Annotated in this window: 17 protein-coding genes and 2 rRNA genes; 7 read left to right on the top strand and 12 right to left on the bottom strand. The window is 65.7% G+C overall.

The window, feature by feature from the left end; genetic code table 11:
- Positions 1–2: 2 nt before the first annotated feature.
- The 3 genes from B0T44_RS08210 to B0T44_RS08200 form a co-directional block, all read right to left on the bottom strand.
- Positions 3–1,364 (bottom strand): NCS2 family permease, encoded by a 1,362-nt coding sequence (locus B0T44_RS08210; RefSeq protein ID WP_077119210.1) that lies wholly within the window; start codon positions 1,362–1,364, stop codon positions 3–5.
- A gap of 465 nt (positions 1,365–1,829) precedes the next feature.
- Positions 1,830–4,466 (bottom strand): alpha-glucan family phosphorylase, encoded by a 2,637-nt coding sequence (glgP, locus tag B0T44_RS08205; protein ID WP_175648075.1) that lies wholly within the window; start codon positions 4,464–4,466, stop codon positions 1,830–1,832.
- 46 nt (positions 4,467–4,512) lie between these two features.
- Positions 4,513–4,938, bottom strand: a complete 426-nt coding sequence (locus tag B0T44_RS08200; RefSeq protein ID WP_077118938.1) for a VOC family protein — start codon at positions 4,936–4,938, stop codon at positions 4,513–4,515.
- Positions 4,939–5,015: 77 nt separating this feature from the next.
- Between B0T44_RS08200 and B0T44_RS08195 the strand changes: the two genes are divergently transcribed.
- Positions 5,016–5,609: a TetR/AcrR family transcriptional regulator gene (locus B0T44_RS08195; RefSeq protein WP_077118936.1), complete on the top strand. Its 594-nt coding sequence runs from the start codon at positions 5,016–5,018 to the stop codon at positions 5,607–5,609.
- Positions 5,610–5,682: 73 nt separating this feature from the next.
- Here B0T44_RS08195 and B0T44_RS08190 read toward each other — a convergent pair whose 3' ends face one another.
- Positions 5,683–7,956, bottom strand: a complete 2,274-nt coding sequence (locus B0T44_RS08190; protein ID WP_245839043.1) for an ATP-binding cassette domain-containing protein — start codon at positions 7,954–7,956, stop codon at positions 5,683–5,685.
- Between the two features lie 175 nt (positions 7,957–8,131).
- On the opposite strand from B0T44_RS08190, the gene B0T44_RS08185 reads away from it, so the two are divergent.
- Together B0T44_RS08185 and glgB are read left to right on the top strand one after the other, a co-directional pair.
- Positions 8,132–10,135 carry an alpha-1,4-glucan--maltose-1-phosphate maltosyltransferase gene (locus tag B0T44_RS08185; RefSeq protein WP_077119203.1) on the top strand — a complete coding sequence of 668 codons (2,004 nt, stop codon included), beginning with the start codon at positions 8,132–8,134 and terminating at the stop codon, positions 10,133–10,135.
- A 241-nt stretch (positions 10,136–10,376) separates the two neighbouring features.
- A complete protein-coding gene (gene glgB / locus B0T44_RS08180; protein WP_077119201.1) occupies positions 10,377–12,533 on the top strand; it encodes a 1,4-alpha-glucan branching protein GlgB in 2,157 nt (718 codons plus the stop codon).
- 120 nt (positions 12,534–12,653) lie between these two features.
- Here glgB and B0T44_RS08175 read toward each other — a convergent pair whose 3' ends face one another.
- The 4 genes from B0T44_RS08175 to B0T44_RS08160 form a co-directional block, all read right to left on the bottom strand.
- Entirely contained in the window at positions 12,654–13,652 is a 999-nt protein-coding gene (locus B0T44_RS08175; protein WP_077119198.1) for an NAD(P)/FAD-dependent oxidoreductase, read from the bottom strand.
- A gap of 509 nt (positions 13,653–14,161) precedes the next feature.
- Complete coding sequence (locus tag B0T44_RS08170; RefSeq protein WP_077118934.1) at positions 14,162–15,004, bottom strand: tetratricopeptide repeat protein; 843 nt, start codon at positions 15,002–15,004, stop codon at positions 14,162–14,164.
- 61 nt (positions 15,005–15,065) lie between these two features.
- Positions 15,066–15,443 carry a DUF3817 domain-containing protein gene (locus B0T44_RS08165; RefSeq protein WP_077118932.1) on the bottom strand — a complete coding sequence of 126 codons (378 nt, stop codon included), beginning with the start codon at positions 15,441–15,443 and terminating at the stop codon, positions 15,066–15,068.
- A gap of 109 nt (positions 15,444–15,552) precedes the next feature.
- Positions 15,553–16,740, bottom strand: coding sequence for an acetyl-CoA C-acetyltransferase (locus B0T44_RS08160; protein WP_077118930.1), 1,188 nt, complete (start codon positions 16,738–16,740; stop codon positions 15,553–15,555).
- A gap of 133 nt (positions 16,741–16,873) precedes the next feature.
- On the opposite strand from B0T44_RS08160, the gene mce reads away from it, so the two are divergent.
- The 4 genes from mce (at position 16,874) to B0T44_RS08140 (ending at position 20,211) form a co-directional block, all read left to right on the top strand.
- Positions 16,874–17,347 (top strand): methylmalonyl-CoA epimerase, encoded by a 474-nt coding sequence (gene mce / locus B0T44_RS08155; RefSeq protein ID WP_077118928.1) that lies wholly within the window; start codon positions 16,874–16,876, stop codon positions 17,345–17,347.
- Positions 17,348–17,433: 86 nt separating this feature from the next.
- Positions 17,434–18,444 (top strand): coiled-coil domain-containing protein, encoded by a 1,011-nt coding sequence (locus B0T44_RS08150; protein WP_077118926.1) that lies wholly within the window; start codon positions 17,434–17,436, stop codon positions 18,442–18,444.
- 199 nt (positions 18,445–18,643) lie between these two features.
- Positions 18,644–19,327 (top strand): TetR/AcrR family transcriptional regulator, encoded by a 684-nt coding sequence (locus B0T44_RS08145; protein ID WP_077118924.1) that lies wholly within the window; start codon positions 18,644–18,646, stop codon positions 19,325–19,327.
- The gene (locus B0T44_RS08140; RefSeq protein ID WP_077118921.1) at positions 19,324–20,211 is read left to right on the top strand and encodes an alpha/beta fold hydrolase; all 888 of its coding nucleotides are present in this window, start codon (positions 19,324–19,326) and stop codon (positions 20,209–20,211) included. The genes B0T44_RS08145 and B0T44_RS08140 overlap by 4 nt, the downstream gene beginning before the upstream one ends.
- Before the next feature lie 21 nt (positions 20,212–20,232).
- Here the strand turns inward: B0T44_RS08140 and B0T44_RS08135 are convergent, their stop codons facing one another.
- The 4 genes from B0T44_RS08135 to B0T44_RS08120 all read right to left on the bottom strand — a co-directional run.
- The gene (locus B0T44_RS08135; protein ID WP_077118919.1) at positions 20,233–20,541 is read right to left on the bottom strand and encodes an Rv1322 family protein; all 309 of its coding nucleotides are present in this window, start codon (positions 20,539–20,541) and stop codon (positions 20,233–20,235) included.
- 10 nt (positions 20,542–20,551) lie between these two features.
- The gene (nucS, locus tag B0T44_RS08130) at positions 20,552–21,226 is read right to left on the bottom strand and encodes an endonuclease NucS (RefSeq protein WP_077118917.1); all 675 of its coding nucleotides are present in this window, start codon (positions 21,224–21,226) and stop codon (positions 20,552–20,554) included.
- 161 nt (positions 21,227–21,387) lie between these two features.
- Positions 21,388–21,504: ribosomal RNA gene (rrf, locus tag B0T44_RS08125) — 5S ribosomal RNA — on the bottom strand.
- Positions 21,505–21,623: 119 nt separating this feature from the next.
- Positions 21,624–24,082: ribosomal RNA gene (locus tag B0T44_RS08120) — 23S ribosomal RNA — on the bottom strand; the annotation flags it as partial.

Here is a 24,082-nt window from a genome sequence, read left to right as displayed (position 1 = left end):
AGCTATTCCGCAAGGAAGAAAAAATAGGCGAGGAAGACAGCCATCAGCGCCCACATCGCCGGATGGACCTCCCTGAACCGCCCGCGCGCCACCATCACCACCGGGTAGAACAGCATGCCCATGGCCAGCCCGTTGGCAATCGAATAGGTCAGCGGCATCATCACGATCGTGATGAACGCCGGCACCGCGAATTCCAGCCGCTGCCAGTCGATATCGCCCAGCGACCGCGCCATCAGCACCCCGACCACGATCAGCGCCGGAGCAGTCACCGCCCCGGAACTCGCTACCACCGCGAAGATCGGGAAACAGAACATCGCGATCGCAAACCACCCCGCCGTCGCCACCGCCGTCAACCCGGTGCGCCCGCCCGCCGACACACCAGCCGTCGACTCCACGTACGCGGTGGTGGTCGAGGTGCCGATCACCGCGCCCGCCATGGTGCCCACCGAATCCGCGGCCAACGCACTCGCCGCCCGCGGCAGCCTGCCCTGCCGGTCCAGCAGCCCGGCCTGGTTGGCGACGCCGATCAGGGTGCCGGAGGCATCGAAGAAATCGACGAACAGCATGGTCAGCACCACCACCGCCAGCTGCGCGGTGAACGCGTCCGGTAGGTGCACCACGGCCTGCCCGAACGTTTGCTCCAGACCACGCGGCAGTGCCGCGACACCGCTGGGCAGCTCGATCAGACCGCTGATCATGCCGACCACCGTGGTGAACACGATGCCGTACAGCACCGCGCCGTGCCAGCCAAGAACCAGGAACACCACGGTCACCAGTAGCCCGAACAGCGCAAGCAGCGTGGTTCCCTCGGTGAAATCACCGAGCGTGACCAAGGTGGCGTCATCGGCGACGACAATGCCTGCGCTCTGCAGCCCGAGAAACGCGACGAACAACCCGATCCCCGCCGCCACAGCCAGCTTCAACTGCATCGGAATCGCATTGAGGATGCGCTCGCGCACCTTCGTCACCGCGAGCACGAAGAAGATCACACCCGACAGCAGCGTCCCCGACAGCGCCACTTCCCACGGAATACCCATCCCCTGCACCACCGAGTACGCGAAGAACGCATTCAGCCCCATCCCCGGCGCCAGCGCGATCGGGTACTTCGCCCACAGCCCCATCACCAATGTGCCGAACACGGCCGACGCCGCGGTCGCGGTGAACACCGCCTGCATGGGAATCCCCTGCTCACCGAGTGCACCATGATCGCCGAGCACCGAAGGAATCACCGCGAGCACGTAACACATGGCCAGGAACGTCACCGTCCCCGCCATCAGCTCACGCTTGACGTTCGAACCATTGGCAGTGATCTGGAAGAACCTATCGATGCGTCCCGGCGGTCGGGTCGGCGCGTCGGTTGCCATGAGTTCTCCAGTCGGATCGCGAACAGGGGTGCTCAGGCACGGTAACGGATACCCGGCCCGCACGTCCGCTTCCGCGATCATCGCCACATTTGCGCCGGACCTGCTCATTACCGGGGTCCGGGCGGTCGGTGACGGCCGAGGCGCGGCAAGGCAGTCATAGACGACACCGCGCGGTCGTGGACAGCGATGCACCCCACGTCGCCCGCCCAGCAAGCCCCCCTCGGCTAGCCGAAAACACGGAGCCTTCGTCAACGGTGGGAAGCAGCTTCTACTCGTGGGTCGGGCCTGAATATCGCATCGGTGATGCCGGACGATACCTCCAGTCGTTCGCGCCGCAGCCGATGATCCGTCGCTGGTGTACGCGCTGCCCGCTACCGGCCTTCGACTCTTGTCATCGCACCACCCCGGCGCGGTGCGCACCGCGGCTGGTACGCCGGGACGCTGCCTCAGCTGGGGCAGCGGTGGTCAAGCGTTGACGACCAGCCCCAACTCGGCGTCGGAGGCCAGGAGCTCATGGTGGGGCAGCACCCGCACCGTGTAGCCCACCGCACCGGACAGCGACACCGGAGTATCGACGGTAAAGATCTCGAGGCCGCCATCGGAACCGGTATGGGCCATCGGCAGCGTGGCGATATCGGACAGGTCGTCATCTGGCGAGACCCGGCCCAGCACGGCCTGCACGACGACATCGGCCGGGGTGAGCCCGGCGAGGTCGACCCGTGCGGTGAGCGAGAGTTGCGCGCCGATAACCGGCGTATCGGGCAGGCCTGCGTTGTCGACCTGCGCTATCCGCACCCCGGGCCAGGCGGCCTCCACCCGACGCCGGTACCCGGCTAGTTCGCGCGCGCCTGCGAAATCGTCCGCGACGGCGCGCCGGTAGGCCTGCGCGGCGGGCGCGTAGTACTGGTTCGCGTAGTCGCGCACCATCCGCGCGGCGGGGACCTGCGGGCCGAGCGTGCCGAGGGTGTGGCGCACCATATCCACCCAGCGCACCGGCAACCCCTGCGGGTCCCGGTCGTAGAAGCGAGGCGCGACAGTGCGTTCGAAGAGGTCGTAGAGGGCGGCGGCCTCCAGGTCGTCGCGGCGGTGTTCGTCGGTGACGCCGTCTGCGCTGGGAATGGCCCAGCCGTTGTGGCCGTCGAACATCTCGTCCCACCAGCCGTCGCGGATCGACAGGTTGAGTCCGCCGTTGAGCGCCGATTTCATACCGGAAGTGCCACAGGCTTCCATAGGGCGCAGCGGGTTGTTCAACCAGACATCGCAACCCCAGTACAGGTAGCGCGCCATCGACATGTCGTAGTCGGGTAGGAAGACGATGCGGTGACGTACCTGCGCGTCGTCGGCGAAACGGACCACCTGCTGGATGAGCGCTTTACCGCCTTCGTCGGCGGGGTGGCTTTTGCCCGCCACCACCAGTTGCACCGGGCGGTCGGGGTCGAGCAGCAGGGCGCGCAGGCGGTCCGGGTCACGCAGCATCAGGGTGAGCCGTTTGTAGGTGGGTACGCGGCGGGCGAAACCGACAGTCAGCACGGCGGGGTCGAAAACCCCGTCTACCCAGTCGAGCTCGGCTTCGGCGGCGCCGCGTTGGATCCAGGATTCGCGCAGTCTGCGGCGCACCTCTGCGACCAGGGTGGCGCGCAGGGTGTTGCGGATCGGCCACAGCTGTTCCGGCTCCAGTGCTGCCAGTTGCTGCCAGAGGGAATGCTGGTTGCCCTCGGGGGTTTCTCGGTGACCGGCTGCCCTGTCAGGGTCCTCGGTGATATCGGCACCGACTGCGGCATCAGCGCGTTCGGCTGCCGCCCGCATACCGATATCCGGGCCCGTCACGGCATCAACCCATTCGCGGGCCGCCCAGGTACTCGTGTGCACCCCATTGGTGATCGAGCCGATCGGCACCTCAGCCGCATCGAACCCGCTCCACAACGGCGCGAACATCTCCCGGCTGACCTCGCCGTGCAGTTGTGAAACCCCGTTGGCGCGCTGCGCGAGCCGCAACCCCATATGGGCCATATTGAACACCGACGGGTCGGCTTCCCGCCCCAGCGCGACGATCCGGTCCACCGAAAGCCCCGGCAGCAGTGCCGATTCCATCTCACCGTGCGCGCCGCCGAAATGCCGGTGCACCAGCGAAACCGGGAAGCGGTCGATCCCGGCGGGCACCGGGGTGTGGGTGGTGAACACCGTTCCCGCCCGCACCGCGGCCAGGGCGGTATCGAATTCCAGACCGTCGGCGACGTATTCGCGGATCCGCTCGAGGCCGAGGAACCCCGCATGGCCTTCGTTCATATGGAACACATCCGGGTCGGGCAGTCCCTCGGCCCGCGTATAGGCGCGCACCGCGCGGACCCCGCCGATCCCGGCCAGGATCTCCTGCGCGATTCGATGATCCTGGTCGCCGCCGTAGAGCCGGTCGGTGACCGTACGCAGGTCCGGGTCGTTATCGGCGATATCGGAATCCAGCAGCAGCAACGGCACCCGCCCCACCTGGGCGATCCACACCCGCGCCCGCAACACCCGGCGATCGGGCATCGCCACATGGACCAGCACCGGCGATCCCCCCGCGGTCAGCAACCGCAACGGCAGCCCCTGCGGATCGAGCGCGGGATAGTGTTCGGCCTGCCAACCGTCGGCGGTCAGGGACTGCCGGAAATACCCCGAGCGGTACAGCAGTCCGACTCCGATCAATGGCAACCCCGCATCCGAGGCCGCCTTCAGATGATCTCCGGCCAGGATGCCCAGGCCGCCGGAATAGTTGGGCAGCACTTCGGTGACGCCGAACTCCATCGAAAAGTACGCGATTCCCCGCACTGCGCAGTTGCTGGTGGGTGCGCTCAGGTACTCCCGCAAATCGGCAGCGACGGTGTCCAGTCGCGCCGTATAGTCCGGGTCGGCGGCGAGCTCGTCCAGCCGCTCCGGCGCCACCTCACCCAGCATCCGCACGGGATCGTGCCCGAGTTCACGCCACCGCACCGGGTCGAGTCCGGCGAACAGATCCTGCGTCGGCGGATGCCACGACCAACGCAGATTGGTCGACAACTCCCCCAGCGCCGCCAGACGCTCGGGCAGATGGGCGCGGACGGTGAACCGACGCAGTGCCTTCACCACGCGAACCCTACCGAACCGCCCCACCGCAGGCCGACCAGCGCGGTCAGGCCCCGGCGGAGGTGACGAAACCGTCCGCGTACTCCGACGACGGCGGTACCTCGGTGATCACGTCGATCAGCACACCAACCGGATCGGCCAGGATGAAATGACGCTGACCGAACCCCTCGGTGCGAATATCCAGCTCGGCGCGCAGCCCGCCCCGCACCACCAGCCGCTCCCACTCGGCGTCGACGTCATCGACCTCGAAATTCAGCAGCAGCCCCTGTACGGGTTTGCGATACCCCTCGGGCACGGTCGGGTGGGTGCAGTCGAGCAGGGCGAGTTCGTAGTCGGGCGGGCCCGGCCTGCGCATGCTGATGTACCAGTCGGCGTCGAAGGTGAGTTCGAAACCGAACCACTGCGTGTAGAAGTCGCGCGCCGCCGCCACATCGGAAGTGGCGATCACCGGATAGAAGCTGGACAGGGTCATGGTCCCACCTTTCACATACCGTCGGTATGTGAATTACGCTATGTGGCATACCATCGGTATGTCAACGAGAGGATGCGATGGCAGGCACGGTCCGCGCCCAGCAGCGTGCGGAGACCAGGCGGGCCCTGCTGCTCGCGAGCAGGCGACTGTTCGCAGCGAAGGGTTACGCAGCGGTCGGTCTTTCGGAGATCGTCGCCACCGCAGGCGTCACCAAGGGCGCGCTCTACCACCATTTCGACAGCAAATCGACGCTGTTCCAGGCAGTGCTCGAACAAGTGCAGACCGAAGTCGGTGAGCGCGTGGCCGCCGCGGCCGACGCACACCCCGACCCGTGGACGCAGCTGCTCACCGGCTGCGAAACCTTCCTCACCACCTGCACCGACCCCGAGATCCAGCGCATCATGCTCATCGACGGCCCGGCAGTCCTCGGCTGGCACACCTGGCGCGCCATGGACGCCGCTGCATCCGCCCACCACCTCGCCGAAGCCCTGGAACTGCTCGTCGCCACCGCCGTGATCAAGCCCCAACCGATCGAACCGCTGACACATCTCCTGTCCGGCGCGATGAACGAAGCCGCCCTCTGGCTGACAACCACCGACGCCCCCGACGCCCTGAACCACACGACAGCCGCGCTGCACCGGCTACTCGCTTCACTGCGCAACCCCGAATGAGCCCATCTGCCCTGTGGGCATTCCGCCCTACGCTCACGAATTCCGCCGAGCGAAACGGCCCCGGCGAACGAGATCAGCTTGCGCGCACGGCAGCATCCGCTTCTGCCTCGACCAGCGCCGCCGACGTCGGCGTCCGCCCATCGAGGTAGTCACCGACGTGCCCTTCGAACAGGACCGTCCCGCCGTGTTTACCTGGCCCCGGCCCCAGATCGATCAGCCAGTCGGCCTGCCGGATCACCTCGAGGTTGTGTTCGATGACGACGACCGTGTGCCCGGCGTCGACCAGACCGTCGAGGACGCCGAGCAGGGTGTCGATATCGGTGAGATGCAGGCCGGTAGTGGGCTCGTCGAGGACGTACACAGTGGGCTGCTCCGCGACGCGAAGTTCCTTGGCGATCTTCACGCGCTGGCATTCCCCGCCGGACAGTGTGCTCAGCGATTCGCCCAGACGCAGATAGCCCAGCCCCACATCGGCGAGCCGACCGAGCGCGCGAGCGATCGCCTTGTCCGGTAGCCGTTCGATGGCCTCGGCGACGGTGAGGTCGTCGACGTCAGCTATGGACAACCCATCGACGGTGTAGGCCAGCACTTCGGGGGTGAACCGCCTGCCGCGGCAGGTGTCGCACAACATCTCGCGTCCGTCGAGGAAGGCGAGATCGGTGTAGACGACACCGAGCCCGCCGCAATCGGGGCAGGCGCCCTCGGAATTCGCGCTGAACAGTGCGGCGGAGACGTTGTTCCGGCGGGCGAACAGTGTGCGGATCGGACCGGCTGACCCGGTGTAGGTGATCGGGGTGGAGCGCCGGTTCGTGCTCACCGGCTTCTGGTCGATGACGACGGCAGCGTGCTGGGCGACCAGTTCGGCGGCAAGGCTGGACTTTCCCGAGCCCGCGACGCCGGTGAGGACGGTCAGGACACCGGTCGGAATATCGACCGTGACGCGACGGAGATTGTTGCGGGTGGCGTCGGCGACAGTGATCCGGCCGCTCTCGGTGCGCGGCTGCGGTTTCACCGGGCGGTACCGGGACAACGCGCGTGCGGTCGGGGTATCGGCTTCGGCAAGGCCCGCGAACGAGCCCTGGTACACGAGCCTGCCCCCGGCCGCTCCCCCGCCGGGTCCGACTTCCACGATCCGGTCCGCGCGCGCCATCACCGCCGGGTCGTGCTCGACCACGAGGACGCTGTTGCCCTGGTCGCGCAACTGTTCCAACAGCCGGATCATCGAGGCCACGTCGGCGGAGTGCAGGCCGACGGTGGGTTCGTCGACCACATAGATCATCTCGATCAGGCTGGACCCGAGATGTTTCACCGTTTTGATCCGCTGCGATTCCCCGCCGGACAGCGTCGGAGTGCCGCGCGCGAGCGTCAGGTAGCCGAGCCCGATCGTCGTCATCGCCTCGAGGCGAGCGGTCAGCGCCTCGACGATCGGGGCGACCGATTCGGCAGCTATGGCCCGGACTACCTCGGCCAGCTCGGCGACCTCCATGCGCGCCATCTCCGCGATCGTGTGCCCTTCCACCACAACCGCTCGCGATGCCGCGTTCAACCGGTCGCCGGCACAGTCCGGACAGACCTGGGCGCGAGTGAATCTTCTGATCGTTTCCTGTTTACGTTCCGACAGGTTGTCGGAAGTGTTCAGGTAGATGCGCTCGAAGCGCTCTACCACACCCTCGTAGGCTGCGGGTGCCTTGCTCCCCAACCGTGCCGCTGCCGCACCGCCGTACAGCAGAGCCCGACGTTGCTCCTCGGTCCACCCCCGCAACGGCGTATCCGGATCGAACACACCGATATCGGCATACTGCGAATACCAGTACCCGCCGTTGCCGAACCCCGGTAGCAGGATCGCGCCCTCCCGCAACGATTTCCCCAGGTCGAGAAACCGGTCCACCGCGCTGACCACCACCTCCCCCAACCCGCTGCATCGCGGGCACATCCCAGCGGGCTCGTTGAACGAGAAATGGTTCGACTCGCCGACATGGGGCCGGCCGATCCTGGAGAACAGCAGCCGCAGATATGTCCAGGTATCGGTGATGGTGCCAACCGTGGATCGGGCGTTACCACCGATCCGGCGCTGATCGATCACCACTACGGGTGACAACCCGTCGATGTGCTCGACCTCCGGACGCGACCATTTCGGCAACCGGTTACGCGCAAACGGTGGAAACGTCTCGTTGAGCTGGAACCCAGCCTCGGCGGCGATGGTGTCGAAGACCAGCGACGATTTCCCCGACCCCGACCGGCCGACGAAAACCACCAGTTCGTTGCGCGGAATGTCCAGATCGAACCCGGCCAGGTTGTTGGTGCGCACTCCCCGAAGAGTGATCCTGCGCTGCTGCATGACGTGCATACCCGCGACGCTACGAATAGATACGGACATATTCTGACCTCAATCGGCCGCGCCGAAGGCGGTGTGGCCGACGTAACCGATGCGCTTCCGCGCACTGCGACAGACAGCGGATGACAAGCCCGAGCGCCGGGCGCTGATGCCATGGCACAGCACCCGCGCCGGTACGGTTGGTTGCGTGACCGGCCGCATCGCCATCGATGACACCGCCCCATTCATCCCCGGGGGCCGTCCGGCGAAGGCTGTCGTCGGCGAAGTGTTCCCGGTGCGCACCGTGGTGTGGCGGGAAGGGCACGAAGCCGTCGGCGCGACATTGGCGGTCCGGGCTCCGGGGGCGTCACGCCCGATGCGGATCCGTATGGCACCGGATTACGAACCGGATGTGTTCAACGGCATCTTCACCCCGAATGCCCCTGGTGACTGGACCTATCGGATCGAAGGCTGGAGCGACCCCATCGCGACCTGGCGGGCTGCGGTGGAGGCGAAACTGGCGGTCGGGCAGAGCGCGGCCGATCTGGCCAACGATCTGGAAATCGGGGCGCGGCTGTTCGAACGGGCCGCGCTCGCCGTGCCGAAGAAACAGTTCGAGCAGTTGCGGGCGGCCGCGGCCGCGCTGCGCAGTGACGAACAACTGCCCGCGCGCGTCGGTCCCGCCTTCAGTGGTGAGGTGGCCGAGATCCTGCGCGCCACCCCGCTGCGGGATCTGGTGACGCGCGGTCCGCAACACCATGTGCTGGTGGAACGCCCCCGCGCGCTCTACGGGTCGTGGTACGAGTTCTTCCCGCGTTCGACCGGCGGCCGCGACGCCGACGGCCGTCCGGTACACGGCACCTTCACCACTGCCGCCAAAGAGCTGCCGCGGATCGCAGCGATGGGTTTCGACGTGGTCTATCTGCCGCCGATCCATCCCATCGGCACCGTGAACCGCAAGGGCCGCAACAACTCCCTCACCGCCGAGCCCGATGATGTCGGCTCGCCGTGGGCGATCGGCTCCGCGGCCGGCGGCCACGACGCCATCCACCCGCAATTGGGCACCGAATCCGATTTCGCCGATTTCGTATCCGCCGCAGCACAACTCGGCCTCGAGGTCGCACTCGATCTTGCGCTGCAATGTGCACCCGACCACCCGTGGGTCGATGCGCACCCGGAATGGTTCACCACCCTGCCCGACGGGACGATCGCCTACGCGGAGAATCCGCCGAAGAAATACCAGGACATCTACCCACTGGATTTCGACATCGACCCCGACGGCCTCTACGCAGAAATACTGCGGGTCGTCCGGTATTGGCTCGGCCTGGGCGTGAAGATCTTCCGAGTCGACAACCCGCACACCAAACCGGTCGACTTCTGGGAATGGCTGCTCACGAACATCCGTCGCACCGACCCTGACGTGATCTTCCTGTCCGAAGCGTTCACCCACCCGGCCCGCCTGTACGGGCTCGCCCGCCGCGGGTTCAGCCAGTCGTACACGTATTTCACCTGGCGCGTGCACAAATGGGAGCTGACCGAATTCGGCAACGAACTGGCCGCCAAAGCCGACGAGGCCAGGCCGAACCTGTTCGTCAACACGCCCGATATCCTGCACGAAAGCCTCCAGCACGGCGGGCCCGGCATGTTCGCCATCCGTGCCGTGCTCGCCGCGACCCTCGGCCCCAGTTGGGGGGTGTATTCGGGTTTCGAACTGTTCGAACATCAGGCGGTGCGGCCGGGCAGCGAGGAATACCTGGATTCGGAGAAATACGAACTGCGCCCGCGCCCGTTCGCCGAAGCACTCGCCCGCGGGGAATCACTGGAACCGTGGATCACCCGCCTCAACGACATCCGCCGCAACCATGCGGCGCTGCGCCAACTGCGTTGTCTGCATTTCCATCACATCGATAACGACGCGCTGCTGGCGTATTCGAAAATCGACCCCGCCACCGGTGACGCGGTCCTGGTGGTCGTGAACCTCAACCCCTTCAGCGCCGAACAGGGGATGCTTTCTCTCGACCTGCCCGCCATCGGCCGCGAATGGCACGACCACCCCGTGGTCTACGACGAGATCAGCGGCGAGGAATACCACTGGGCACACACCAACTACATCCGCCTCGACCCTGCGCGGGCCGTCGCCCACATCATCGCCCTTCCCCCGGTCCCGCATCACGCCCGCACTGTGCTCGCCTACCGCCGGACCCTGCGTTGATCGACGAAACCCCACACCCCGTTCGGATCGCCGCTCACAGCCACCGGTCCCCGGCGCAGGAAGCGCGCTCCTACCGCAGCGAGGTGCGCGGGTCGGTTCGCCGCTGCACCGTCGCGATCCACAACGCATCTTCTCGCCTGCAAGAACCCGGCGCTGCCACGCTGTTCGTGGTCGCCCCCGGATCACCGTCGACACCCGCCCCGGGCGGCACCGGGAGGAGTCGGTGAAGCCACGCGACCTGATGCTGCTCGCCGCGGGTACCCACCCCGATCCACACACCGTGCTCGGCGCGCACCCGCACCCCGACGGCACCGTGATCCGGGTGCTGCGCTCGCACGCGGACACTGTGGCCGCGCGTATCGGCGGGGTAGACCATCCGCTGGACCCGCTCGGCCACGGCGTTTTCGCGGCGGTGCTGCCCTACCCGGAGGTGCTGGATTACCGCATCGTCACCACCTACCCAGGTGGTGCGACCGTGGTCGCTGCCGACGGCTACCACTTCCTGCCGACCCTCGGCGATCTCGACCTGCACCTGATCGGAGAAGGCAAGCACGAACGGCTGTGGCAGGTGCTCGGCGCGCACCCCCGGCGCTACACCACCCTCGACGGCGTCGTGACCGGCACATCGTTCGCAGTGTGGGCGCCGAACGCACGCGGGGTCAGCGTCATCGGCGATTTCGACTGCTGGAGCGGGGCCGACGCCCCGATGCGGTCGCTCGGCAGCTCGGGTATCTGGGAGGTGTTCCTTCCCGATGTGGGCCCGGGCATCCGATACAAGTATCGCGTGCGGGGCGCGGACGGCCGCACCGTCGACCACGCCGACCCGCTCGCGTTCGCGGCCGAAGCACCGCCGGCCACCGCGTCGGTCGTCACCGCCACCGAGTACGTCTGGACCGACACGGACTGGGTTGCGGCCCGCGCCCGCACCGACCCGGTTCGCGCCCCGCTGAGCATCTATGAAGTGCACCTGGGGTCGTGGCGGCCAGGGCTCGGCTACCGCGAACTCGCCCAGCAACTGGCCGAATACGTGTACGCGCACGGCTTCACCCATATCGAGCTGCTACCGGTCGCTGGATACCCGTTCGGCGGCTCCTGGGGCTACCAGGTCACCTCCTATTACGCCCCGACCGCACGGTTCGGCAGCCCCGACGATTTCCGCGCGTTCGTCGACCACCTGCACAGCCGGGGTATCGGCGTGATCCTGGACTGGGTGCCCGCTCATTTCCCGCGCGACGAATGGGCGCTGGCCCGTTTCGACGGCACCCCCTTGTACGAGCATCCCGACCCGCGCCGCGGCGAACAACCCGACTGGGGCACCTACATCTTCGATTTCGGTCGCAACGAGGTCCGCAATTTCCTCATCGCCAACGCCCGCTACTGGATCGAGGAATTCCATATCGACGGCCTGCGCGTCGATGCCGTTGCCTCGATGCTCTACCTGGACTATTCCCGGCCCGACGGCGGCTGGGAGCCGAACGTGCACGGCGGCCGGGAAAACTTGGAAGCCGTCGATTTCCTGTCCGAACTCAACGACAGCGTGCATCGCGCCCACCCCGGCGTCCTCACCATCGCCGAGGAATCCACCACCTGGCCCGGCGTCACCCGAGCCACCGAGGTCGGCGGCCTCGGTTTCTCCATGAAATGGAATATGGGCTGGATGCACGACACGCTCGGGTATCTGCGCCGCGACCCCATCCACCGCGCCTGGCACCACAACGAGATGACGTTCTCGATGACCTATGCCTGGAGCGAAAACTATCTGCTTCCCCTCAGCCACGACGAAGTGGTGCACGGCAAAGGCACGCTGTGGACGCGGATGCCGGGCGACGAAGTCGCCAAAGCTGCCGGAGTGCGCGCCCTGCTCGCCTACATGTGGGCCCACCCCGGCAAACAACTGCTGTTCATGGGCCAGGAATTCGGCCAGTTCCGCGAATGGTCCCACGAACGTGGCCTCGACTGGCACGAACTGGACGAACCCCTGCACGGCGGTATCGCCCTGCTGGTCCGCGACCTCAACGCCGCCTACCGCGCCTGCCCCGCACTGTGGAGCCTCGACAGCACCCCTGGCGGTCACTCCTGGATCGACGCCGACGACCGCGCCGCCAACGTCCTGGCCTTCCTGCGCCATGGCGCCGACGGCTCGGTGGTCGCGTGCGTGTTCAACTTCTCCGGTTCCCCTCACCCGCACTATCGGGTGGGGCTGCCCGAGCCGGGCCGCTGGACTGAAATCCTCAATTCGGACGCGCTCGAATACGGCGGCTCCGGCGTAGGCAACTTCGGTGGGGTCGAGGCATTCGAACAGTCCTGGCATGGACGCCCGGCCTCGGCAACCCTCGCTCTCGGCCCGTCCAGCGCCGTGTGGCTGGCACCGGAAGGCGCGCCGACGTCCCGTGGCTGACCAGGCCGACCAGGCTCTTGATTTACCAACCATGTCGCGCTCCTCCTCCCATGTCCCGGTGAAACCCCGAAACCCATCTCACGAGGGTGGGAACCCCCTCCCTGCAGAGAGGAGAGGGGATCATCTCTTCGCAGAGAGCGCTTCCGAGGTTGCGGAAAAACCATTCCGGTACGCGTCGACGGCCCGTTGCGTGTCCTCGGCAACCAGGTCGGCATTGATCTGCGCTGCCGCACCCGCACCCGCCGCTGCGGCGGCCCCGACCTGCGCGGACAAGTCGTTGATATTGCCCGCCACCCACACCCCGGGCACCTCGGTGCGACCGGTCGGGTCGGCGGGAATGTGCTCCCCCATACCCGAAGGATGCGGCGCAGGCTGCAGCCCGAGTTCCGCGAGGAAACCGCCACGGGCCACCATCCGCGAACTGACGGCAAGCACCTCACGCTCGATCACAGAACCATCGCGCAGCCGGACACCGGTGATCTGGTCGTGGGCCGTTACCACCGATTCCACCGGGCCCTCGACGAGGCGAATACCGCGCGCCGCGAACTTCAGGGCCTCCTCATCGGTCGGGGCGGGCCCGGCGTGGGTGAAGTACGTGATATCGGAGCTCCACTGCCGGAACAGCAATGTCTGATGCACCGACATCGGCCCGCTGGCGATCACACCGATCGCACGATCACGCACCTCCCATCCGTGACAGTACGGGCAGTGCACCAGGTCCCGGCCCCACCGTTCCCGCAGTCCGGAAATCTCCGGCAGCTCATCGACCAGCCCGGTCGTGACCAGCAGCCGCCGCGCCCGCACCGACCTGCCATCGGCCAATGCCACGGTGAACCCGTCGGCGGAGTCGTTCTTGGCCGCACCGACCACCTCACCGTTCACCACATGCCCGCCATACCCGCGTACCTCGGCCCGGCCCCGTTCCAGCAGCTCGGCGGGCGGCACGCCTTCCCGCGCCAGCAGCCCGTGCACACCGTCGGCGGGAGCGTTACGCGGCGAGCCCGCGTCGATCACCACCACCGACCGCCGCGCTCGCGCCAACATCAGCGCCCCGTTCAATCCCGCGGCGCCACCACCACACACCACGACGTCATAGCCGTCTTCCAGTTGATCGGTCATCGTCATCACCTCGCGACCACGGTGCAACAGCACGAACCGATTCGGCAAGGAATTTTGCCGAAACAGCAAAACGGCAGCATAGCGGTCCTGCTGGACGGGCCTTACCCAATCGAGAGCATCCCGGAATTACGGAAACTCGCCGACAGCACCTGCACGACCGAACCCCTCGCACATACCCCCGGCCAGCGGCGCACCGACCAGCAATCACCACAGATACGTGGGCGCCCGGGCCCATCGAGCCAGCGACCCGCCGACGACACGCCCGCCGAGATGAACCCGATCCAGAGATTCGGTGCTTGCCGGGAGGCACCGAATAATCACGAGCACACGATCGCCCGTCGGAATCCACGGTGATGACCCGCCAAACCACCCAGCCGGTCTCGCGCCTCATCGGCTTCCACCCACGCCGGTCATGAGCCGGCGTGGAACAGCAGCCGCGCACACCCTCGTGGGCGCCGCGGATTTCCGGAGAGAACCGACAGGGCGGCACAGTCGCCGCCCAGTCTGTCTCAGTACAGTGCGGTGGCGAGTTTCCGTCGCGCCGCGACCACGAACGGTTCGGCTTGATCGAAGAGCTCGAACAGTTCCAGCAGCCGGGTGCGCACCTGGGTGCGGTCGTCACCGGACGTGCGCTTGATCAACCCGATCAACCGGTCGAACGCCGCCTCGGGCTGCTGGTGGTAGAGCTCTACGTCGGCGGCGTCGAGCGCGGCAGCCACATTCGACGGGTCGGCGTCAGCGGTCGCGATCGCCGAATCCGGCAGCGACTGCACACGCGACAGGAAACGCACCTGCCGCAGCGCCGCCTTGGCTTCGGTGTTGTTCGGTTCCTGCTCCAGGATCGCCGCGTACGCCGATTCCGCGCCCGCCAGATCGCCCTGTTCCAGTAACGCCTCGGCGGCGCTGAACCGAGGATCCTCGGTGCGCTGGGGTTGACCGCCGCCGCCTTCGAGCTTGCCCTCAACGGCCTGCACGACCGCGTCCAGCCACTGCCGAACCTGCGGCTCCGGCTGCGCCCCCTGGAAATCGGCGAGCGGCTGGCCTGCGGCGACGGCGATCACCGTGGGAATGCCCTGCACACCGAACGCCTGCGCGATCCGCATATTGCTCTCGGCTTCGACAGCGGCCAGATCCCAGGTTCCGTTCGCCTCGCCGACCAGGCGTTCCAGCAGTTCGACCAGTTCGATACTGCCGGGGCTGCGCTGCGAATACAGCGCGACCACCACCGGGACCTGGGTGGAACGGCGCAGCACCTTGGCTTCGAAATCGGCCTCGGTGACCGCGTGACCACCCGATGGACCCGCTCCGGCGGGTGGCTGCTTCAGGCTGGACAGATCCACCGCACCGGACATGGCGGCGGCAACGGCTGGCGAAGGACGGCGAGCAGCTGGTCGAGTCACGCTATCCAGTCTGTCACGACGAAACGCGAACGGTCTCCGGGGACTCGTTCGCGGCGCGGTTGCTCAGCTCACCCAGTTTGCCGGTGCGCACCGCCCACACCTCGAACACGACCGTGCAGAACGGCGGGATGCTCGACACCAGCGCGAGCAAGGTCGTCTTCAGGCTCCAGCTCAGCTCCCGCGCGGTGAGCACAGTGATCAGCAGGAACAGCACGAACGCCGCGCCGTGCGTCATACCGAACACCTTCACCGGCCACATGATCGGATCGGGAAGTCGCTTGCACACCATGCCGACGATGAGAAGACCCCAGGACACCGCCTCGAGAATCGCGACGAAGCGAAACTTCTTGGCGGCGGTGCTCAGGTCGAAGACGTTACCCATGGCCACCATTGTGCACCAGCACTACGACAACGCGTAGTTGGAACGGTCACACCCGGAACCGCCCGGCCCTGCGGCCGCCACGCCGACGCAACTGTCACCCCACGCAAACCGGCAGCTGTCAAGCCCCGGGGACACGCAGCAGCAGCGCATCACCTTGACCGCCGCCACCACACAGCGCGGCCGCGCCGATACCGCCACCGCGCCGCTGCAGCTCCAATGCCAGATGCAGCACGATCCGCGCCCCGGACATACCCAGCGGGTGCCCAATAGCGATGGCGCCGCCGTTGACGTTCACCTTCTCCGGGTCCAGCCCCAGCTTGCGGGTGGAGGCGATACCGACCGCGGCGAACGCCTCGTTGATCTCCACCAAGTCCAGATCAGCGGGCGAAATACCTTCCTTGGCGCACGCCTTCGCGATCGCGTTGGCGGGCTGATCCTGCAGCGTCGAATCCGGGCCTGCCACCACGCCCGCGGCGCCGATCTCGGCGATCCAGCTCAGCCCGAGCTCCTCGGCCTTGGCCTTGCTCATCACCACGACCGCGGCCGCCCCGTCGGAGATCTGCGAAGCCGAACCCGCCGTCACGGTGCCGTCGGCGCGGAACGCCGGACGCAGCTTGCCCAGCGATTCGACGGTGGTATCGGCGCGAATACCTTCGTCGGTGGCCACCACGGTCGGTTCGCCCTTACGCTGCGGCACCTCGACCGGCACCACTTCGTTGTCGAACACGCCGTTCTTCCACGCGGCGGCGGCCCGCTGATGCGAGGTGGCGGCGAAGGTGTCCTGGTCGACGCGGCTGATCGGCGCATCGTCGTTGCGCTTCTCGGTCAGCGCGCCCATCGCCTGATCGGTGAAAATGTCGTGCAACCCGTCGTAGGCCATATGGTCGCGCAACGTGACATCGCCGTACTTGAAGCCGGTGCGGCTCTTTTCCAACATATGCGGCGCCTGACTCATCGACTCCTGACCGCCGGCGACCACGATCTCGTACTCACCCGCGCGGATCAGCTGATCCGCCAGCGCGATCGCGTTGATGCCCGACAGGCACACCTTGTTCAGAGTCAACGCGGGCACCTGCATGGGGATACCGCCCGCGACGGCGGCCTGCCGGGCCGGGATCTGGCCCGCGCCCGCGGTCAGCACCTGACCCATGATCACGTAGTCGACCTGATCGCCGCGCACACCGGCCTTCTCCAGCGCGGCCTTGATCGCGAACCCGCCCAGGTCCGATCCGCGGAAATCCTTCAGGCCGCCCAGCAGCCGACCGACCGGGGTGCGCGCACCGGAAACGATCACGGAGTTGGTCACGACGAGCCTCGCATTCGTTGATCCGAACCTGCCTCGCGCCGCCGCAGGGACACAGCGCGGCACCGAGGGTCGTACTCCACGGTAGCTTGCCGGTCCGCGTCGACCCCGCCCAGGTGCGCGCTACGTTCGAGGGGTGAGCACCGCTACCCCGACACCCGAGTTCATCCCCGCCGACTATGTGATCGCCGTCGATCACGTCGGTATCGCCGTTCCCGACCTGGAGGCCGCCGTCGCCTGGTACGCGGCGAACCTGGGCATGGTGGAAACCCACCGCGAGGTCAACGAAAGCCAGGGCGTTCAAGAGGCGATGCTGTCGTGCCCGGCCGCCGACGACGATTCGACTGCTCTGCAGTTGCTGGCACCCCTCGACGAGACATCGACCATCGCCAAGTTCATCGACCGCAACGGCCCCGGCCTGCAGCAATTGGCCTATCGGGTGACCGATATCGAGGCAGTATCAGCACATCTACGCGGTCGCGGCCTACGTTTGCTATATGAGGCGCCGCGTCAGGGAACGGCCGATTCCCGCATCAATTTCGTGCACCCGAAGGATGCTGGTGGTGTGCTGATCGAGCTCGTCGAGCCGAATCCGAACGTTACGCACTAGTACCAAGATCGGGCCCGGTTGCGTTGTCACAACGACATTCGCGGTCGGGTCACCATCATCGGGTGGCAGGCTGTAGTTTGTTGGCCATGTCGTCACCCGAGTCCGATCGCAATCGCTTCGTTGCACTGCCCTTCACCGTTGTGCGCAAGGGTTATGCGCAAGACGAGGTGCGTAACTATTTCGACCGCTTCGATGCCGAACTGAGGGTCACCGCCACCGACCGCGACGCTGCCGCCGCCCAGGCCCGCAACCTCGCGAGCCAGCTGGAGGACGCCCGCGACGAGATCGATGAGCTCCGCAAAGAGGTCGACCGGCTGTCCGTGCCGCCGACCACTGCGGAGGGCATGAGCGACCGCATCTCCCGAATGTTGCGACTGGCCTCCGATGAGGCTTCCGAGGTCCGCGCGCTGGCGCAGGCCGAGGCTGCGGAGATGGTCTCGATCGCCGAGCAGCAGGCCACCGAGATGCGTGGCAAATACGAATCCCTGCTCGCGGAGACCAAGGAGAAGCGCGAAGCTCTCGAGATCGAGTTCGAGCAGACGCTGGCGAACGCACGCACCGAGTCCGCGAAGATTATCGAAGCCGCCCAGGCGGAGGCAGAACGCCTCGCCAAGGAGTCCGAGGCCAAGCGCAAGGCCACCCAACAGGACTTCGAGGTCACCATGGCCGAGCGGCGCACCAAGCTCACCCGCGCCATGGAGGAGCTCGAGGCCACCAGTCGCGCCGAGGCCGCCCAGCGGATCAAGGACGCCACCGACGAGGCCAACCGTCTCATCACCTCTGCCACCCAGACCTCGGAGCGCAAGATCGCGCACGCCAAGGAACTGGCCGAGGAAATGCGTGTGCTGCGCGGCCGCGTGCTGGCCCAGCTGCTCGGTATCCGTGGCCAGCTCGACTCCGTGCCCGCGATGCTCGCGGCCGTCAACCGGGAGAGCGAACTGCTCGACGGTGTCCCCGACCAGCAGCGCAAATCAATCGGCGGCAGCGGAACCAAATCCGTCACCGGTGGTTCACGCAAGGCCATCCCTGAGGTCAGCGACGAAGACGAGGATCTCATCGAAGAAGAAGAGCGCGAGAACGCCGACATCAGCAACTGACGTCGGACCAACGGCGACAGCGCATATCCACACCTGAAGGCCGCCCCACATCGGGGCGGCCTTTTTCTCATGCCGGCCGACAGGAAGAAACCTGCCCCGCTCCCCATATCCGCCAGCCCTGTCCCACGCATACCAGCTGCTGACCTGATGTACAGTGTAGTGACCAGAATATTATTTTTGGTCACTACAAGGAGCGTGCATGCCGCGGCCACTCATCCCCGACCGTCGGGAGCGCATCCTCACCGAGGCGCAAAAACTGATCGTGGACAAGGGCTGGCCCGCCACCACGGTGGCTGATATCGCCGCTCACGCGGGCATAGGGAAGGGCGCTGTATACCTGGAGTTCCCGGACAAGGCCGCAATCCTCGCGGCCGTCCTGAACCGCGCAATGCAACAGCTGACCGCCCAGGTGCATCGCCGGGTATGCGATACGCAGCATCTCGTGGATCTGCCCACGGTGTACCGATTCGGTGTCGAGGCACTGCTGGAGAACCCACTGATGTGCGCGCTGTACCTCGGCGATCAGCACGTACTCGGTGAACACGTGCACAACGTGGCCGACGACCGCTACCTGCAACGGCTGGGATGGCTCGGCGACTACATCGCCCGTCTACAGGACATCGGGGTCATCGATGCCGCAATCCCCACCGAAACGATCGTCCATGTGCTCGGCGTGTTCACTGTGGGGATGGTCCATGCGCCCGGCGCGTTGGGCGCGGCCACACCGGAGGAACTGTCGGACGCGGTCGGCCTGTTCGCCGACCTCGTCGGCCGTGGCTTGGCCACCGGCCTCCCCGTCGACCCCGAAGCAGCCCGCGCGGCACAGCTCACCCTGCTCGAACGCCTCGGCACGCAACTCGATCTCTTGGAGCAACGATCATGACCGACGTCTTCGACGCACACACCGACCTGACCGTCTGCGGGGGCCCCGTGCGGTTGTACCGCGCGGGTGAGGCCGGTCCGCCGCTGCTCCTGCTGCACGGAGGGATGCTGGACACCGCACAGGGGGTGTGGCGTCATGTCCTGCCGCACCTCGCCTCCGACTATCGCGTACACCTCGTCGACCTCCCCCGCCACGGCGGCAGCCGACCATGGTCCGGAATACTGGACGACGCCTTCTACCGCCAGTTCCTCGACGATCTGCTCGATGTCCTCGACCTGCCGCGGGTCGCGATAATCGGGCTTTCGCTCGGCGGAGGAATAGCGACCGGATATGCACTGGACCATCCCGAGCGGGTCACCGCCCTGATCGCCATCGCTCCCGGTGGCCTCGGAGCCAAGCGCAAGGCGCAGCTCCTCACCTGGTTGGCCATCCGCACCCCCGGCGCAATGAGAATGACCAGCCGATACTTGGCGCGCCGCCCCGAATCGATCCGCAGGTCGATGCTGACCAACCTCACCGCCGGCGAGCACACCCGTGACTTCGAAACCATCGTCGAACTGGCCATCGAGGAGGCCGAGGCAAAAGCGAAGCACGGCGAGCCGGCGCTGGACGACTGGATGACCCGCGCCTACGGTCCTTTCGCGATGCGGCTGAATCTGCTGCCCGCTCTGCCGAAGCTGACCGTTCCGACCCTGTGGGTCCGGGGTGACCAGGACCCGCTCGTCGGAAACACCGAGATGGCGGCCGCGGCCGCCGCGACACCGAACGGTCGACTGGTGACTATCCCAGGCGCCGGGCATATCGTCACCTACGACCAGCCCGACGAGTTCAGCCAACTGGCCCGCGGCTTCCTGGCAGCGACCCTCGACCACTTCCGGACATAGCCACGGCTCCGCGCCTGGGGGTCAGGACCAGCGCCGCGTGATCCCGCGGGTGCGGCGCCCGTTCCAGCAGCCGCGGTGCCAGTGCCTGCGATCCATCTCCCCGCCGTCGACCGGCCAGGCGACCACATGAGCGGTTCCGGGCCGGATTTCGTGGTCGCAGCCGGGACAGCGGTAGGTCTTCACCGCACGGCTGCCCGGAACGGTGCGGACCATATAGAGCTCGTCCCCGTCGGGCCCCGTCTCCCGGCGCCCGAATACATCGCCGAGTGGGGCGGGGCCATCCCGTCGAGCGCCTGTTCTGCGATCTGGCCGCGGTTTCCGTCGAGGCATGCCCTCAGACCTAGAAAAGCCGGAATTCGTTGCTCTCCGTGCCGCGTAGCGCCTCGTAATCCAAGGTAAGGCAACGGATACCGCGGTCCTCGGCGAGAGTGCGGGCCTGCGGTTTGATCTGCTGCGCGGCGAACACTCCCGCCACCGGCGCCAGCAATGGATCGCGGTTGAGCAGTTCGAGATACCGGGTCAGTTGTTCGACGCCGTCGATCTCCCCGCGGCGTTTGATCTCCACCGCCACGGTCGCACCGTCGGCGTCGCGGCACAGCAGGTCCACCGGCCCGATCGCGGTCATGTACTCGCGCCGGATCAGCGTATAACCCTCACCCAGGGTGTGCACATGCTCGGCAAGCAGCTCCTGCAGGTGCGCTTCCACACCGTCCTTCACCAAACCCGGGTCCACACCGAGCTCATGCTGGGAATCGTGCTCGATCTCGGCGACGGTGATCCGCAACTGCTCACCGGCCTTGTTCGTGACCACCCACAGCGCATCATCCCCGTCCGCGGACTGCTCCTCCATCCAGCAGGGCGGGCTCATCCAGTTCAAAGGCTTGTACGAACCACCATCCGAGTGCACCAGCACCGAACCGTCCGCTTTCATCACGAGCAGTCTCCGAGCCATCGGCAGATGGGCGGTGAGGCGTCCGACGTAGTCGACCTGGCAGCGAGCAATCACGAGGCGCACCGGTCGAGTGTAGGCCCTGGCATTTCCACCTATTGTCAGCGGCGGGACAAGCGCCGTAGCGGCAGCATTTACAGTCGGGTACGCTCGAAACTTCTCGAAACGAAGAATACCCAGAAACGACGAATGCCCCCGACCGAAGTCGGGGGCATTCGTGAAATATGTTCCGGCGGTGTCCTACTCTCCCACACCCTGTCGAGTGCAGTACCATCGGCGCTGGCAGGCTTAGCTTCCGGGTTCGGAATGGGACCGGGCGTTTCCCTGCCGCTATGGCCGCCGTAACTCTATGAAACTATCCACCGACAGCGCACACACACATGAACCTCGGATAGAGGGGTGTGTGGTGCCGCGATGTCTGTGTGTTGTTTCAGATACCGCACAGTGGACGCGTAGCAGCTTTGTTGGTAAGCCCTCGGCCTATTAGTACCGGTCACCTCCACACGTTACCGTGCTTCCAGTTCCGGCCTATCAACCCCATGGTCTGTGGGGGGCCTTAACCCCTCGAAGGGGGTGAGAAACCTCATCTTGGAACAGGCTTCCCGCTTAGATGCTTTCAGCGGTTATCCCTTCCGAACGTAGCCAACCAGCAGTGCCCCTGGCGGGACAACTGGCACACCAGAGGTTCGTCCGTCCCGGTCCTCTCGTACTAGGGACAGCCTTCCTCAAGTTTCTAACGCGCGCGGCGGATAGAGACCGAACTGTCTCACGACGTTCTAAACCCAGCTCGCGTGCCGCTTTAATGGGCGAACAGCCCAACCCTTGGGACCTACTCCAGCCCCAGGATGCGACGAGCCGACATCGAGGTGCCAAACCATCCCGTCGATATGGACTCTTGGGGAAGATCAGCCTGTTATCCCCGGGGTACCTTTTATCCGTTGAGCGACACCGCTTCCACATGCCGGTGCCGGATCACTAGTCCCGACTTTCGTCCCTGCTCGACATGTCTGTCTCACAGTCAAGCTCCCTTGTGCACTTGCACTCGACACCTGATTGCCAACCAGGCTGAGGGAACCTTTGGGCGCCTCCGTTACATTTTGGGAGGCAACCGCCCCAGTTAAACTACCCACCAGGCACTGTCCCTGAACCAGATCATGGCCCGAGGTTAGAGGTCCAATACGACCAGAGTGGTATTTCAACGACGACTCCCACGACACTGGCGTGCCGCTTTCACAGTCTCCCACCTATCCTACACAAACCGTACCGAACACCAATACCAAGCTATAGTGAAGGTCCCGGGGTCTTTTCGTCCTGCCGCGCGTAACGAGCATCTTTACTCGTAATGCAATTTCGCCGAGTCTGTGGTTGAGACAGCAGAGAAGTCGTTACGCCATTCGTGCAGGTCGGAACTTACCCGACAAGGAATTTCGCTACCTTAGGATGGTTATAGTTACCACCGCCGTTTACCGGGGCTTAAATTCTCAGCTTCGCACCCGAAGGCGCTAACCGGTCCTCTTAACCTTCCGGCACCGGGCAGGCGTCAGTCCGTATACATCGTCTTACGACTTCGCACGGACCTGTGTTTTTAGTAAACAGTCGCTTCTCTCTGGTCTCTGCGACCACACCCAGCTCCCACCGCAAGGGCGTTCACCGGACATGGTCCCCCTTCTCCCGAAGTTACGGGGGCATTTTGCCGAGTTCCTTAACCACAGTTCTCTCGATCGCCTCGGTATTCTCTACCTGACCACCTGTGTCGGTTTGGGGTACGGGCCGTGTACCAACTCACTAGAGGCTTTTCTCGGCAGCATAGGATCACTGAATTCACCTCAATCGGCTACGCATCACCTCTCAGGCACATGAGTGGCGGATTTGCCTACCACTCGCCCTACAGGCTTACACCAGTACAACCACTGACTGGCCCAGCTACCTTCCTGCGTCACCCCATCGCTTGACTACTACAGCAGGGGTCGTGTGCATCCCCCTCACGCCACCCGAAGGTGGTCGCTCGGGTTCAGGACACTTAGCACCACTGATTCGCCATTGGGCGCGGATACACGGGTACGGGAATATCAACCCGTTGTCCATCGACTACGCCTGTCGGCCTCGCCTTAGGTCCCGACTCACCCTGGGCGGATTAACCTGGCCCAGGAACCCTTGGTCATTCGGCGGACGAGTTTCTCACTCGTCTTTCGCTACTCATGCCTGCATTCTCACTCGCATGCCCTCCACAACTAGGTCACCCCGCTGCTTCCCAGGACACACGACGCTCCCCTACCCACCCACACCACTGGACACACCCCCGCAGGAATGTGCCGATGTCTTGTGTGAGTGCCGCGGCTTCGGCGGTGTACTTGAGCCCCGCTACATTGTCGGCGCAGGATCACTCGACCAGTGAGCTATTACGCACTCTTTCAAGGATGGCTGCTTCTAAGCCAACCTCCTGGCTGTCTTCGCAACCCCACATCCTTTTCCACTTAGTACACGCTTAGGGGCCTTAGCCGGCGATCTGGGCTGTTTCCCTCTCGACTACGAAGCTTATCCCCCGCAGTCTCACTGCCACGCTCTCACACACCGGCATTCGGAGTTTGGCTGACTTCGGTAAGCTTGTGGGCCCCCTAGGCCATCCAGTAGCTCTACCTCCGGCGTGAAACACGTGACGCTGCACCTAAATGCATTTCGGGGAGAACCAGCTATCACGGAGTTTGATTGGCCTTTCACCCCTACCCACAGCTCATCCCCTCAGTTTTCAACCTAAGTGGGTTCGGGCCTCCACGACGTCTTACCGTCGCTTCACCCTGGCCATGGGTAGATCACTCCGCTTCGGGTCTAGAACATGCGACTGGACCGCCCTATTCGGACTCGCTTTCGCTACGGCTACCCCACACGGGTTAACCTCGCCACATGCCACTAACTCGCAGGCTC

The organism is Nocardia donostiensis, from assembly GCF_002081715.1.
GTDB lineage: Bacteria > Actinomycetota > Actinomycetes > Mycobacteriales > Mycobacteriaceae > Nocardia > Nocardia donostiensis.
Note: the sequence above shows the minus strand (reverse complement) of the source record. Positions and strands in the feature narration are given on the sequence as shown.

Bases quoted from the DNA above. Each gene is read 5' to 3' on its own strand.
- B0T44_RS08210 (WP_077119210.1), bottom strand. From the start codon at position 1,364: ATGGCAACCGACGCGCCGACCCGACCGCCGGGACGCATCGATAGGTTC.
- B0T44_RS08200 (WP_077118938.1), bottom strand. From the start codon at position 4,938: ATGACCCTGTCCAGCTTCTATCCGGTGATCGCCACTTCCGATGTGGCG.
- B0T44_RS08195 (WP_077118936.1), top strand. From the start codon at position 5,016: ATGGCAGGCACGGTCCGCGCCCAGCAGCGTGCGGAGACCAGGCGGGCC.
- B0T44_RS08190 (WP_245839043.1), bottom strand. From the start codon at position 7,956: ATGCACGTCATGCAGCAGCGCAGGATCACTCTTCGGGGAGTGCGCACC.
- glgB (WP_077119201.1), top strand. From the start codon at position 10,377: ATGCTGCTCGCCGCGGGTACCCACCCCGATCCACACACCGTGCTCGGC.
- B0T44_RS08175 (WP_077119198.1), bottom strand. From the start codon at position 13,652: ATGACCGATCAACTGGAAGACGGCTATGACGTCGTGGTGTGTGGTGGT.
- B0T44_RS08170 (WP_077118934.1), bottom strand. From the start codon at position 15,004: ATGTCCGGTGCGGTGGATCTGTCCAGCCTGAAGCAGCCACCCGCCGGA.
- B0T44_RS08165 (WP_077118932.1), bottom strand. From the start codon at position 15,443: ATGGTGGCCATGGGTAACGTCTTCGACCTGAGCACCGCCGCCAAGAAG.
- B0T44_RS08150 (WP_077118926.1), top strand. From the start codon at position 17,434: ATGTCGTCACCCGAGTCCGATCGCAATCGCTTCGTTGCACTGCCCTTC.
- B0T44_RS08145 (WP_077118924.1), top strand. From the start codon at position 18,644: ATGCCGCGGCCACTCATCCCCGACCGTCGGGAGCGCATCCTCACCGAG.
- B0T44_RS08140 (WP_077118921.1), top strand. From the start codon at position 19,324: ATGACCGACGTCTTCGACGCACACACCGACCTGACCGTCTGCGGGGGC.
- B0T44_RS08135 (WP_077118919.1), bottom strand. From the start codon at position 20,541: ATGCCTCGACGGAAACCGCGGCCAGATCGCAGAACAGGCGCTCGACGG.